Genomic DNA, 12,010 nt, shown 5'->3' with positions numbered 1-12,010 from the left:
AAACCGGATTCCTATATGTTTCAAGGCTATAACTGGCTTCAATGGGTAATTCCATATCATCAATCTCAGCGAAACATCGCTTTGCCATATCATTTAACCCTAGAATTATTTGCCTCTTTGGAGTCTACAGGGATGAGGATCAATAGCTCCTCTCGCTTTAATCAAGGCAACTATAGAGTTAAAACAAATGGCAATTTAGTGAATATCAAAGGTCCCTTTCGCAAACAGGGGAAATTTCCACTCGCAGCTCAAATTTTTATTCAGCCACCGCAGATTAAGAACGAGACATCTATCTATATAAAAATTAGACCTACCTTCAGGGCATTATTTCCTATATCTTTTCTGTGTTTATCAATGCCTACATTTTTTGTCTTTTCGGGTGCTTTTGAGGATTTATTATCATTAAATGTATTGATGACATTCTTATTGTATCCTTATGCGATCATAATCATATTTTTTAATATTGAAATGGGAATCTTGATGAATGTATTACAGGAGCAGATAAAAACTAGAGCTGATTTCTGACTTCATCGGGAGCATGAGACTTGAGAGTTATACATTCTGGAAATAGAGCCAATGAAAAGATTTTTTCTGCTGACAATTTCGGTGCTTCTGTTCGTAATATGTTTGACTCAGCCTGCTGTGGAGTTTGAGAAAGTTTGTACAACCTTTGCTTCTCCTGAACTGAAAATTGCCGGCTTGTGGAATGAGCCTCTGGGTCCGTTAGAAATTATGCGTGGGCTAAATATCCTGATAATGGGCGCGATCGGTGTCGTTTTTATCCAGTATGGTGCTTTTGGCTGGTTGGCGAACCCGCTCTATTTTGCGGCGTTGTTCACATCCTTTAAAAGCAGGGGATATCTGCCGAAGTTATTGGCAATGGGATCATTAGGTGTAGCACTAGTCAGTCTATGGTTAACAAACTGGTTTCCGCTTTATGCAAATGCTGCGGGGTTTTGCTATTTCTCCGCAATTCAACCCAAGACGGGGTATTGGCTGTGGCTATTGGCGATCGCATTGTTGAATGTTCATATCTGGGTAAGTGCGCCTCACAAGTCCATCAAGCCGACAGCAGAAATATAAGAGCGTTATTGCATATTTCATACTTCCGTCGTATTTAACAATATCTGCAAACTCAGGTCATACCTCTATGGAAGAAATTATTTCTAATTACTTTTGGCTATTGGCGATCGCTCTCAATGGAATTAATGCGCTGATCTTCTGGGTGCGATCGCTAATCCTAATCCTGAATTACAGTTATTGTAGGTTGGGTATAACGAAGTGAAAACCCACAAATTTACCCAAATTTTTAACCTACATAGACGTTGGTTTTTAGGCATAACTGAACTGTCTTATGGAAGAAAGGACTAAAGTCCTGACTACGAACTTATGCCAAAATTTGTTGTAAATCTAAAGTAAAATCAGGAAGCACATCTTCACCCGATAAACTTGTAGGAGATTGTAAAATTTCTGGTGGTTGATGAGGACGATAAATTTCTACTTGTTGGTCATGGGGATTAATTAACCAACCAAGTTGTAAACCATTGGCTAAATATTCCCGCATTTTGGCTTGAGTGTCTGCGACATCATCAGTTTCAGAAACCAATTCCACAGCAAAATCAGGACACAAAGGCAGAAATTTCTTTCTTTGCTGGGGAGTGAGACTATCCCATTTTTCCATCCTGATCCAAGCAGCATCAGGAGAACGAGTTGCACCATTAGGAAGTTTAAAGCCAGTGGAAGAATCAAAAGCTTTTCCCAAGTTATATTGACGGTTCCAAAACCATACTTGACCTAATAAATCAAAATTCCGGTTTCCCGTTTCTCCCCCAGTTGGTGACATGATAACTAATTCACCTTCCGCAGATAATTCCAAACGCAAATCCTTATTAGCAGCCACAACCTGAGCAAATTCGTCATCAGTAAATTGGAGATGAGCCGGTAATTGTAAAGTTAAAGCGCTCATAATTACTTCCTCCAGCCTCTAAAATATGGTAACTGCATCTTCTAACAATTATCGGTTAAAACTAAAACGCCCGTTAACCGTTTCGCCTTTAATCTCTGCGGTAATTCTCACTTGATACTGACCTGACGCTGCTTCATTCAGCGCGGTGTGTCCAGAAGGCTCCTGTGATGAAGGCTATACAGGCGATCGCACTTCCTCCAGCTATTGCTATCAGCCACAGTGGTAAGCTGGATATTGTGATCACAGGCGTGTGTTCCGGTTCCTGTGTTGTATTTGGACTTCCACTACAAATGCTGGGGAAGGCAGAGAATTAGGCATCGCAATCACAAATCCTTACTTGTTATACCAAGCTTGTCGCCACTGCTTCATTTGATTAATTTCCGTTTCTTGCGCCTGAATAATCTCCTCAGCCAATTCCTTCATTTCCGGGCGCTGAGACTTCTGCAAAGCATCTTGAGCCATAACTAAAGCCCCTTCATGGTGAGGAATCATCCCATTAATAAAGCGCAAATCAAACTCAGCATCAGCCGCACCCAAATCCATGCTCATCATCATGGCTTGCTTTTGCTCAGGTGTCATCTCCATCATGTGACCCATTTCAGCATGATAAGCCATGACTTTATCCCCAGCATTAGGATACCAGGCTGTTCGCCACTGCTGCATCTGAGCAATTTCTTGGTTCTGGGCTTGAATGATTTCGTCTGCTAGCTTTTTCATTTCAGGACGTTGTGATTTTTCCTGTGCTTCCTGAGCCATATCTAAAGCCCCTTGATGGTGAATAATCATCCCATCAATGAACCGTAAATCATAGCTAGCATCGGCTGGCCCTAAATCCATTGCATGATCCATACCACCGTGCTTCATCTGCTGCTGGTCGCTTGTTTCGGTTACAGTCGTATTGGGGTTTGGGTTTTCGGAACTCGTCGTCGAACAAGCCGTCAAAACTCCGCCAGTTAAAGATGTCAATGCTACAAAGCTCAACGCCAGAAACTTATTTTTCAAAGATAAAATTTGCATAACTCTTATCCACAAGACATAACTCCGATTATATTATCAACTCTCCAGTTAACTAGAGAGTCAAGCTGTGCAGTGATGTTTACTCTACAATTGAGCATTGCAGACAAAGATGAAACCAGGATGAAATGCTTCTATTCCCTGACTACAATAGGAAGTAAAACTCCCCTCAAGGTAATTGGGCATTTATTCCCCAGTCCCAGAGCATGACCTATGAAACGACTTCTCAAGCAATCGGCTTTTTGCTTAGTTTTACTCGTAACTGGATGTATCCCTACCAGAGATGTCAGGAATGCTCAACAACCTCTCGACTTAAATCTATTAGCGAAATCAACAGAAAATTCTGATGTAAATTATGTAACAAGAGTTGTCCAAGAGGTAGGCCCCGCAGTGGTGCGAATTGACTCCACGCGCACTGTAGCAATATCCCCTGACCCTGTAATAGAAAGATTTTTTCCGGGACAGTTGCCCACAAGAGAAGAAGTACAAGAGGGACTTGGCTCAGGGTTTATAACTACTGCCGATGGGCTAATTTTTACTAATGCTCATGTGGTAGCAGATGCGGATAAGGTCACAGTTATCTTAAAAGATGGTCGCAGTTTTCAGGGCGAAGTTGTAGGTGCTGACTCTGTGACTGATGTTGCTGTTGTCAAAATTGCTGCTACGGAATTACCAACAGTCAAGCTGGGTAACTCAGATAACTTAATGGCGGGAGAACCTGCGATCGCGATCGGTAATCCTTTAGGATTAGATAACACCGTCACCCAAGGAATCATCAGCGCCACACAGCGTTCTGTAGCCGGTCTGGGTGTACCAACCGAGCGAGTAGACTTTATCCAAACCGATGCAGCCATTAATCCCGGTAACTCTGGTGGACCTTTGCTGAATGCTCAAGGAGAAGTGATTGGGATGAACACCGCCATCATCCAGGGAGCGCAAGGATTAGGTTTTGCCATTCCCATCAACACTGCTCAAAGAATTGCAGAACAATTAATAGCTACAGGACGAGTAGACCACCCCTACATCGGTATTCAAATGGCTCAGTTAAATCCTGAACTGCGCGAGAAACTTAATCAAAGTGATGCTGATATTAAAATTACTCAGGATACAGGTGTGATTGTTCTGGGAGTCGTCCGCAACTCCCCTGCTTTCCGGGCTGGAATGCGTCCCGGCGACATGATTGAAAGTATTAATAATATTGCTATTAAAAATATCAAGCAAGTGCAGCAACAAGTAGAAGCCACCAATATTGGTAAACCTATGCAAATTACTCTCAATCGCGATGGTAGCAGACAACAAATTACAGTTCAACCAGAAGCTTTACCCACAAAATAGCAAAACTTCTGTATAGAATTTAATATCAAGTTGATCACTTATTAAACCTGGAACCCCTCCAAATCGAAGCTTTCTCTTCCCTCTCCGCTTGCGGGTTGGGGGTAGGCTCATCATCCATTTTAATCTTGCTCAAGATCAGGGACTTCCAAATAAAAAACACTCAACCACTTAACTTAACGCAAAAAACCGTTCGTTCGGACGTTCGGCGAAGCTCAGTCGAGCCGCTGACGCTCACGGCGAAGCCTCTTGAACCCTCTTTCCTCCGTGTCCTCTGTGCCTCTGTGGTATGCGCTACGCGCAAGCTACACTAACGTTTACTGCGATAATTTATTTCTTGGAAGTTCCTAACTGAATAGCTGCGAAGTTATGAAAAAATAACTACATTATCTGGTTTGCTAATAACCTGAATATCCTGAAAAGAATACATGAAAATAAGCTGGAAGTTTGTTGCTATTCTGAGTTTATCTATTGCACTCTTACCTTCTCCAGCCCTTGCTAACGGAGGATCAGCCTTGCTATGGACTGGAATAATTCACCTTTTTATTGGCAATTCAGTCATTGGGTACATAGAAGGGGGAATGCTTTCAAAGTGGTTTCACGTACCACGAGGAAAAGCAACCAGCATACTCATCATAGCCAATTATGCCTCGGCTTGGGGAGGAATGTTGTTGCTGGCAGTTGTGTTATCCAGTAATTCGATGATCACCATTGAAAACATTCATAATTGGCTCTATATTTTCTGGACTATAGCCTTTTTATTCACCTTAATCATTGAATATCCCTTCTTTTCGTTTCTAGTTCGGAAGCAGCAAAATTCATGGCAAACATCTGTGAAAGCTACAATTATTATTCATGGCATCAGCTACTTCTTCCTATTTGGTTGGTACGCCTTGACTAGCTACAATAGTATGTTAAATCAGCTTGATATCGTATCAGCCGCACAGCTACAACCAAAAGAAGAATATGTGATGTATTTCATAAATTCTGAAGGTAATCAAGCAGTTCGCTCTAACTTGCAAGGGAAAGATCAAGAAACTATAGAACTTTCTGAGTTTCAGGCTTTTGTTCCGGAAGAGGTTTCTAATTTTGGCCCTGTCCCCCAACCAAATGAAAATACTAATTGGCAATATTATCTGGGTATGTTATCACCTGCGGGAGGAATTGCGGGTTATCACAAATCCGAGAATTTAAGCTTGAAACTTAATCTGGAGACACCCTTGGCATCATGGCGTGTGAGTCATGCAACTCATCTAGAAGGAGATTTTGTCGTATTTCAACTTGGTGATGATCAAATCTGTATTCTCCATCCTGAACAGAGAAAAATGGCTTTGATTGCACGGGGAAGCAAGCCTATTGTTGTCAAAGCGCAATCATGAAACTTGTACAATCAGGCATCCCACCCAATGGGGAGCAGGAAATACAGTAGAATTTTACGATCCTAATTATTGATACGACCTACTTCCCCCAAATGAAAATGAATAAGGGGTACAACTGAAGTAATTGAAACCTTGAGCAACATAAATCAATATTTATTGAATAGAATACATGAAAATTCGATTTAGTTTGGTTTTTATTCTCAGTTTATTGCTCACAACTTTTCCTTTTCCAGCCCTAGCTAATGCCGCAACACCTTTAATATGGACTCAATTTATATATCTTATATTTGGTAATGCAGTCATCGCTGTAATTGAAGGCAGACTGCTTTCAAAGTGGTTTCATACACCAAATTCCAAAACAATCGTTATACTGATTTTCGCCAATTATACCTCTGCTTGGGTGGGAGTATTATCCCTAGCTCGACTATCAACTAATATTCCGAATCTAAATATTGAAAATATCCGTTTCTGGCTTTCTATCTTTGTTGTTCTTGCTTTTTTAATGACCTTAATTATTGAATATCCTTTCTTTTGGTTACTATTTCGCAAACAGCCGAATTCATTCTTCAAGGCTCTTAAAGCTACATTTATTATTCATGGTATCAGCTACCTACTACTATTGGTTTTGTATGGTTTGGCTAGCCAGACGAGTATGTTAACTCAGCTTGATGTTGTCTCAGCCTCAAAGTTACAACCGAGGGAAGAATATGTGCTGTATTTCATCTCTGCTGAAAATAATCAACCAATTCGTTCTAATTTGCTAGGGAAATTGCAACAGACTGTGCAGTTATCTGAGTTTGATTCTGTTATTTCCCGAGTTCGCCCTCCTTATCGTTCTGTCCGCAAACTGACTGAAAATACAAATTGGGAATATAGACGTAACTGGCATGGGGGAATTTCAGGTCATAACAAATCTGAAGATTTAAGGTTTCAATTCTCCCTTGAGACACCTTTGGCATGGTGGCGGATGAATAGTGCAACTCACCTGGAAGGAGATTTTGTGGTATTTCAACTGGGTAAGGATCAAATTTGTATTCTTCATCCTGAACAAAGAAAGATAGCTTTGATTGTTAGGGGAAACCAGCCAGTTATTGTGAAATTTGACAGTCATTAATCTATGCTTCCCGTAGATTAATGACTACTTTGTGACTTCATTAACAGTCCGTTGGATATCACCTAAAAACCCGGCAACCATCATCTTGTTGAGATTTGCCACAGAGTCTAATTTTTGAGTTGAAGGTGTCCCTATCAAAAGATACATCTCAGTTCTCTATCGTTTGCTAGAGGCGAAATCACTTACCCTTTTCTATACTTGCGGTGATATTTACAAACCTTTGGGAATAAATAATAAAACTTTCTTAACTACGAATTACGAATTACGAATTATGCAAGGTTTTCGTCTTGGTTCTATTTTCGGATTTGAAATCCGAGTAGACTTGTCTTGGTTCTTAATTTTCTTCCTCGTTTTGTGGACTTTAAGCGTGGGTTTATTTCCCACCAACTATCCAGGATTTAACAATGCTACTTATTTTGGCATGGGTCTAGTAGCAACACTACTATTTTTCGCCTCGCTGCTGGCACATGAACTTTCTCACTCCTTCGTCGCCAGGGCTAAAGGAATTCCCGTGGAAGGTATCACCCTATTTATTTTTGGTGGAGTTTCACGGACTCGTATGGATGCAGAAACTCCTGGGGATGAGTTCCAAATTGCTGGGGTAGGGCCGCTTGTGAGTCTGCTTCTAGCTGGATTTTTCGGCTTGATTTGGTATGTGGGCATAAATGCTGGTTGGAGTGTCGTCTTCACAGGTGTTTTTGCTTACCTGGCTGTGATTAATCTGGCTTTGGCTATCTTCAATATGCTCCCCGGCTTTCCCTTAGATGGCGGTCGCGTTTTTCGTTCGATTATCTGGAAGTATACTGGCAATCTCAAAAAAGCGACAAAAATTGCCACTAACGGGGGAAAATTACTAAGTTATCTGTTAATTGGCTTCGGTGCTTTGGAGATGTTTGCTGGCGCAATTTTAGGCGGACTGTGGTTGATTCTCATTGGTTGGTTCTTGTACAATGCCGCAGAAAGTAGCTATGAAGAGCTTTTGCTTCGCACCAGTTTAGAAGGGGTAAAGGCGGGAGAAATCATGACTCCTCATCCAGAAACTGTCAACCCTGACATGAACCTCCAAGAGTTAGTGGATACATACTTTCTCAGTCGTCGCTATCATTCTTTTCCAGTCACAGAAGACAGTCATCCGATAGGCATTATTACCTTAAATCAGGTCAAAGATATTCCCAGAGAGGAATGGAAATATCGGACTGTCAAAGATACAATGATTCCTACAGAAAACCGTGTTACAGCCAGTCCAGATGAGCAGATGTCTAAAGTATTGCAAAAAATGCAAGACTCCGGAGTCCGACGTGTACTGGTAATTCAAAATGGCTTACTTAGGGGCATTATTACTGCCCATGATTTGGCTAACTGGTTGCAGCGACAAAGAGATTTAGGTCAGGTTACCTAAGATTGATTCACTGAAAAATAAGCATAAAAATCGAAATAATCTGCACTTTATTTAAAAAGGTTGCTGGGCGTAAATTTGCCATTTCTCGGTGAATATTCGGAGCAATCCTGCGCTTCTTCAGTGAGGACAATAGAAGGTTGTACGGCACATTTGAGATAATGATTATTTGAATAAAAGCGACAGTTTTTACAGGGGACTTTATGTAAACCCTTGACAGAAAAAACCATCTTATTGTCTAAAAAAGTCCTAATTTTTTGCAATATTAGGAAAAAGAGTACCCAACTGAATAGCAAGACTATGGGAGATAAAGTTAAAGCTATATCATTGAAATCTAAGCCATCTGGTGGGATTTGCTCTTGTTTAACTTCACTGCGAGTAACCTGAGAAAAATTTCTATTTTCAGCAATTTTTTGGAACAGAGTTGGCTCAACAGACATTTTCTTTACCCTCAACTATATACAATATGTTGTTTTTTGTTCCCAGATTAATTGGTGCTTTGATAATACCCATAAAATTTGCTCGGAGTTGATCAGGATTTAATTGATTTATGGGAATTTTGTCAGAACTTCAATTAGCAAATAAAGATAAATTTTAAGAATGATAACTTCCCCAATTAAACCAAAATTTTTGCAGGCTGAGTTGAAAAAAATACCAGATCATTAAGTAAGTGGGACTCGGAAAAACCAAACTATCTTACGAAAAGTAAACACCCATAAAACTCTTAGCAATGACCAATGAAAAATGACAACCCCCGCCAGTTAAATTTATTTACGCCCACCTACTTATTTGATAGAGTTTGATAGAGTTTGTTATCCCTGAAATCAGAAAAATTTAGTGATTATTTTTTCCTCAATCAACGAGATATGAGATATTGATTATGTTTTAATTATATATTTAGCAAAATAAAATTTTTCGTATATCTGTCGATAGTTTTGTTAATGATTTGAAATAATATATCTAAGGTTATATATTAATATAAGGGACTTAAAAAAATAAGTATTTTATGTTAGAATTAACCATAATTAAAGCCGATTTTTACTCAAATAAAAATTTAAACATTATGTAGTATGGTAATTCCCATTCAAGTAATACCAATTATTTGTGAGGCTGCATATTATTTCGACTCCACCCCTAACCCTTCCGGTGCAAGTGAGAAGGGGAACTGGATGTCTGGTTAAATTCTATTTATACGTCTTTATATTAAATTGGTATGAGGTAGAAGCAGTAATAATTAAACGCAGATGGACGCAGATAAACGCGGATAATTTTGTACTTTATTAGACTAGGAAATGCTATGGTTTTTTGCAGACAAAAGTCGCAAATATTTTGCATAAATTAAGCATATTGAGGAATTATCGATGGTGAATCTTCTTCTCACTTGGTTAGTGACTACAATCAGTTTTTTAATTATTTCTAGGTTACCTATAGGTATTGAAATTGATAATTTTGCGAAAGCAGCAATTTCTGCGGCTGTTTTCGGAGTTTTGAATGCAATTTTGCTGCCAATTCTGAGTTTGTTTACATTACCATTCATCATTCTCAGCTTTGGCTTATTTTTCTTTGTGTTGAATGCCATTATTTTTGCTTTAGCGGCTGCTATAGTTCAGGGTTTTACTCTCAGATGGGGTTTTTGGAGTGCATTGATTGGTTCTATTGCTTTAGCGATTGTTAATTCTATTCTCTTGGCTCTTGTCAGAACAGGAGGTTAAAAATACTGGTTAAATATAGCTGGGGAGTGGAGAGTGGGGGAAGAAGCAGGGGAGCAGGGAGCAGGGAGCAGGGGGGAAAAATTGTGACTTCCCAATGTGACTAATGACCAATGATTTACCCTGAGCGTAGCCGTTCACGTAGTGTCTCGCAGAGAAGGGCAAAGGACAAATGACGACCCTAGCCAGTTAACTTTATTTACGCCGACCTACTTATCCGTTTATGTCTTAACCTCCTTGGCGGTTGCTATAACAGCAAAAAATGAAGTTTTAAGTATACAAATATTGATGGTGGTGTGAATAATTATGTCCAAATTGATCAGAGAAAAAATTGCCTTTGTACTCACAGGTGTGCTGCTGGCTATTGTGCTAATTTCTTGTCAAGCAGTACCTATAGCGGAATCACAATCTCCAGCAACTCCCACTGCTACAACGTTTCCCCCCGTAGCTTCTCCTGATGGCGAACTGAGTGCTAATCCCGCAAAGTTACCAGCATTGCCCTATGATTATACGGCACTAGGAAAAGCTATTGATGCAGAAACGATGAAACTACATCATGATGGACATCATGCTAGTTATGTGAATAACCTGAATGATGCTCTCAAGAAAGAGCCAGATTTGCAAAAAAGCAGTGTGGAAGCTTTGCTGCGGGACTTAAATAACGTTCCGGAAAGTATTCGCACAGATGTCCGCAATAACGGTGGTGGTCACCTTAACCACACAATTTATTGGCAAATCATGAGTCCGGAAGGTGGTGGAGAACCTACAGAGGAAATTGCGGCAGAAATTAACCAAACTTTTGGCAGTTTTGATCAGTTTAAAGAACAGTTTAACCAAGCTGGAGGCGATCGCTTCGGTAGTGGTTGGGTATGGCTAGTGCGTAACCCAGCCGGAGAACTGCAAATCCTCACTACAGCTAATCAAGATAACCCGATTATGGATGGTGCATATCCGATTATGGGTAACGATGTGTGGGAACACGCATATTACCTGAGATATCGCAACCGCCGAGCTGAGTATTTAAATAATTGGTGGAACGTGGTCAATTGGCCGGAAATTAACAAGCGATCGCTTGTTTCATTGCAGTCGGGTAGTTAGGAAACAGTAGAGACGACGAGGATGACAACAATTCTAGTGGCTCAGATACAAAGCCGTCCTAGTCCTAATCAACGTACACTCAGACGCAATAGTGAGTATTTTTCATCGCATATCTCTATTCATTCTGGCAATAGTAGCCTCGATTTCACTAGTCTTGATTGCCTCTCCCGCAGTGATTATACCCCCAGTTAACCCAGTGGAACCAGTCACTGTTTATGTGGTTGATTTAGGCTTACATTCGAGGTTGGTTTTGCCTGATGGTGATGACGGATTCATTCAGTATGCTTTCGGTGATTGGCGTTATTTTGCTTTAAACCAGGAAGACTTGGGTAGTGGAATTGCAGCGCTGCTAATTCCCACTCAGGGAGCTTTCGGGAGCAGAAAATATGAGAATATTGCTCAGTTACAGCAGGCTATAGATGGCAATACTAGCATCCTGAATTTTTCCGTGGCCAGAGCCAAAGCAACTCGACTACAAAAATTATTGGATAAACGCTTTCACCAAAATATTGCTACACAGATTTTTAATCCAGTTAATCAAATGAATTTTGTCCAAGATGATCTCGACTATACTTTGTATCACAATAGTAATCACGAGTTGGTTGTGTGGTTAGAAAACTTAGATTGTCGCGTTGAGGGTTTTGTGCTTTTGGCTGATTTTAAAGTGCAATACCCCCGTTAATTCGCTAAGGTATTGATATCATATTTATTTTTAGCAAGCGATCGCTTTTAGCGGGGTGGAGCATCATAGCACCCTCAACAAAAGCCTCAAAATCCCAGTATCTTAGAGAGATAGGTAAAATAGTTACTTCATACCCCCCTCCTCGCTTGCGCTACGGTGTACACACAAGTAATTCCTGTCTGCGTTTGAGCCGGTTTTGCCCCCTAAATCCCCCAAGTTTGGGGGACTTTGAAAATTCTTGTTCCCCCATAATTGGGGGTTAGGGGGCGATTCGATCACTTGTGTGTACACGGTAGCCTCGCTTGCGGGGAGGGGCTGGG

General features: G+C 40.5%; 15 protein-coding genes. 11 read left to right on the top strand and 4 right to left on the bottom strand.

Features of this window, described 5'->3' with window-relative positions; all coding sequences use genetic code 11:
• Positions 1-15: 15 nt before the first annotated feature.
• The 3 genes from AACX33_RS15685 to AACX33_RS15675 all read left to right on the top strand — a co-directional run bounded on the left by AACX33_RS15685 (position 16) and on the right by AACX33_RS15675 (position 1,285).
• Positions 16-525 (top strand): hypothetical protein, encoded by a 510-nt coding sequence (locus AACX33_RS15685; protein ID WP_193998332.1) that lies wholly within the window; start codon positions 16-18, stop codon positions 523-525.
• A gap of 51 nt (positions 526-576) precedes the next feature.
• Positions 577-1,083, top strand: a complete 507-nt coding sequence (locus AACX33_RS15680) for a hypothetical protein (RefSeq protein ID WP_193998331.1) — start codon at positions 577-579, stop codon at positions 1,081-1,083.
• 67 nt (positions 1,084-1,150) lie between these two features.
• Entirely contained in the window at positions 1,151-1,285 is a 135-nt protein-coding gene (locus AACX33_RS15675) for a hypothetical protein (RefSeq protein WP_265338659.1), read from the top strand.
• A gap of 102 nt (positions 1,286-1,387) precedes the next feature.
• Here AACX33_RS15675 and AACX33_RS15670 read toward each other — a convergent pair whose 3' ends face one another.
• A complete protein-coding gene (locus AACX33_RS15670; RefSeq protein WP_193998330.1) occupies positions 1,388-1,966 on the bottom strand; it encodes a Uma2 family endonuclease in 579 nt (192 codons plus the stop codon).
• Positions 1,967-2,130: 164 nt separating this feature from the next.
• Here AACX33_RS15670 and AACX33_RS15665 point away from each other — a divergent pair, with 164 nt between their 5' ends.
• Positions 2,131-2,280, top strand: coding sequence for a hypothetical protein (locus AACX33_RS15665; protein WP_193998329.1), 150 nt, complete (start codon positions 2,131-2,133; stop codon positions 2,278-2,280).
• A 19-nt stretch (positions 2,281-2,299) separates the two neighbouring features.
• On the opposite strand, the gene AACX33_RS15660 is transcribed toward AACX33_RS15665, so the two are convergent.
• The gene (locus tag AACX33_RS15660; protein ID WP_193998328.1) at positions 2,300-2,983 is read right to left on the bottom strand and encodes a DUF305 domain-containing protein; all 684 of its coding nucleotides are present in this window, start codon (positions 2,981-2,983) and stop codon (positions 2,300-2,302) included.
• 210 nt (positions 2,984-3,193) lie between these two features.
• On the opposite strand from AACX33_RS15660, the gene AACX33_RS15655 reads away from it, so the two are divergent.
• The 3 genes from AACX33_RS15655 (at position 3,194) to AACX33_RS15645 (ending at position 6,805) form a co-directional block, all read left to right on the top strand.
• Positions 3,194-4,315: an HhoA/HhoB/HtrA family serine endopeptidase gene (locus AACX33_RS15655; protein WP_193998327.1), complete on the top strand. Its 1,122-nt coding sequence runs from the start codon at positions 3,194-3,196 to the stop codon at positions 4,313-4,315.
• A gap of 425 nt (positions 4,316-4,740) precedes the next feature.
• Entirely contained in the window at positions 4,741-5,691 is a 951-nt protein-coding gene (locus AACX33_RS15650) for a hypothetical protein (protein WP_193998326.1), read from the top strand.
• Positions 5,692-5,860: 169 nt separating this feature from the next.
• Positions 5,861-6,805 (top strand): hypothetical protein, encoded by a 945-nt coding sequence (locus AACX33_RS15645; RefSeq protein WP_193998325.1) that lies wholly within the window; start codon positions 5,861-5,863, stop codon positions 6,803-6,805.
• A gap of 24 nt (positions 6,806-6,829) precedes the next feature.
• On the opposite strand, the gene AACX33_RS15640 is transcribed toward AACX33_RS15645, so the two are convergent.
• On the bottom strand, positions 6,830-6,952 hold the full coding sequence (locus AACX33_RS15640; RefSeq protein ID WP_265338658.1) for a hypothetical protein: 123 nt from the start codon (positions 6,950-6,952) through the stop codon (positions 6,830-6,832).
• Positions 6,953-7,076: 124 nt separating this feature from the next.
• Between AACX33_RS15640 and AACX33_RS15635 the strand changes: the two genes are divergently transcribed.
• Positions 7,077-8,204 (top strand): site-2 protease family protein, encoded by a 1,128-nt coding sequence (locus AACX33_RS15635; RefSeq protein ID WP_193998324.1) that lies wholly within the window; start codon positions 7,077-7,079, stop codon positions 8,202-8,204.
• Positions 8,205-8,251: 47 nt separating this feature from the next.
• Here AACX33_RS15635 and AACX33_RS15630 read toward each other — a convergent pair whose 3' ends face one another.
• Positions 8,252-8,641 (bottom strand): hypothetical protein, encoded by a 390-nt coding sequence (locus tag AACX33_RS15630; protein WP_193998323.1) that lies wholly within the window; start codon positions 8,639-8,641, stop codon positions 8,252-8,254.
• A 921-nt stretch (positions 8,642-9,562) separates the two neighbouring features.
• Here AACX33_RS15630 and AACX33_RS15625 point away from each other — a divergent pair.
• The 3 genes from AACX33_RS15625 (at position 9,563) to AACX33_RS15615 (ending at position 11,690) form a co-directional block, all read left to right on the top strand.
• Positions 9,563-9,913, top strand: a complete 351-nt coding sequence (locus tag AACX33_RS15625; protein ID WP_193998322.1) for a phage holin family protein — start codon at positions 9,563-9,565, stop codon at positions 9,911-9,913.
• A gap of 303 nt (positions 9,914-10,216) precedes the next feature.
• Positions 10,217-11,008: a superoxide dismutase gene (locus tag AACX33_RS15620; RefSeq protein WP_193998321.1), complete on the top strand. Its 792-nt coding sequence runs from the start codon at positions 10,217-10,219 to the stop codon at positions 11,006-11,008.
• A gap of 91 nt (positions 11,009-11,099) precedes the next feature.
• Complete coding sequence (locus AACX33_RS15615; protein WP_322744522.1) at positions 11,100-11,690, top strand: DUF2459 domain-containing protein; 591 nt, start codon at positions 11,100-11,102, stop codon at positions 11,688-11,690.
• Positions 11,691-12,010: the final 320 nt, after the last annotated feature.

Source organism: Nodularia sp. LEGE 04288 (assembly GCF_963896525.1).
GTDB lineage: Bacteria > Cyanobacteriota > Cyanobacteriia > Cyanobacteriales > Nostocaceae > Nodularia.
Note: the sequence above shows the minus strand (reverse complement) of the source record. Positions and strands in the feature narration are given on the sequence as shown.

Bases quoted from the DNA above. Each gene is read 5' to 3' on its own strand.
- AACX33_RS15630 (WP_193998323.1), bottom strand. From the start codon at position 8,641: ATGTCTGTTGAGCCAACTCTGTTCCAAAAAATTGCTGAAAATAGAAAT.
- AACX33_RS15635 (WP_193998324.1), top strand. From the start codon at position 7,077: ATGCAAGGTTTTCGTCTTGGTTCTATTTTCGGATTTGAAATCCGAGTA.
- AACX33_RS15650 (WP_193998326.1), top strand. From the start codon at position 4,741: ATGAAAATAAGCTGGAAGTTTGTTGCTATTCTGAGTTTATCTATTGCA.
- AACX33_RS15625 (WP_193998322.1), top strand. From the start codon at position 9,563: ATGGTGAATCTTCTTCTCACTTGGTTAGTGACTACAATCAGTTTTTTA.
- AACX33_RS15680 (WP_193998331.1), top strand. From the start codon at position 577: ATGAAAAGATTTTTTCTGCTGACAATTTCGGTGCTTCTGTTCGTAATA.
- AACX33_RS15670 (WP_193998330.1), bottom strand. From the start codon at position 1,966: ATGAGCGCTTTAACTTTACAATTACCGGCTCATCTCCAATTTACTGAT.
- AACX33_RS15675 (WP_265338659.1), top strand. From the start codon at position 1,151: ATGGAAGAAATTATTTCTAATTACTTTTGGCTATTGGCGATCGCTCTC.
- AACX33_RS15660 (WP_193998328.1), bottom strand. From the start codon at position 2,983: ATGCAAATTTTATCTTTGAAAAATAAGTTTCTGGCGTTGAGCTTTGTA.
- AACX33_RS15685 (WP_193998332.1), top strand. From the start codon at position 16: ATGTTTCAAGGCTATAACTGGCTTCAATGGGTAATTCCATATCATCAA.
- AACX33_RS15620 (WP_193998321.1), top strand. From the start codon at position 10,217: ATGTCCAAATTGATCAGAGAAAAAATTGCCTTTGTACTCACAGGTGTG.
- AACX33_RS15645 (WP_193998325.1), top strand. From the start codon at position 5,861: ATGAAAATTCGATTTAGTTTGGTTTTTATTCTCAGTTTATTGCTCACA.
- AACX33_RS15640 (WP_265338658.1), bottom strand. From the start codon at position 6,952: ATGTATCTTTTGATAGGGACACCTTCAACTCAAAAATTAGACTCTGTG.
- AACX33_RS15655 (WP_193998327.1), top strand. From the start codon at position 3,194: ATGAAACGACTTCTCAAGCAATCGGCTTTTTGCTTAGTTTTACTCGTA.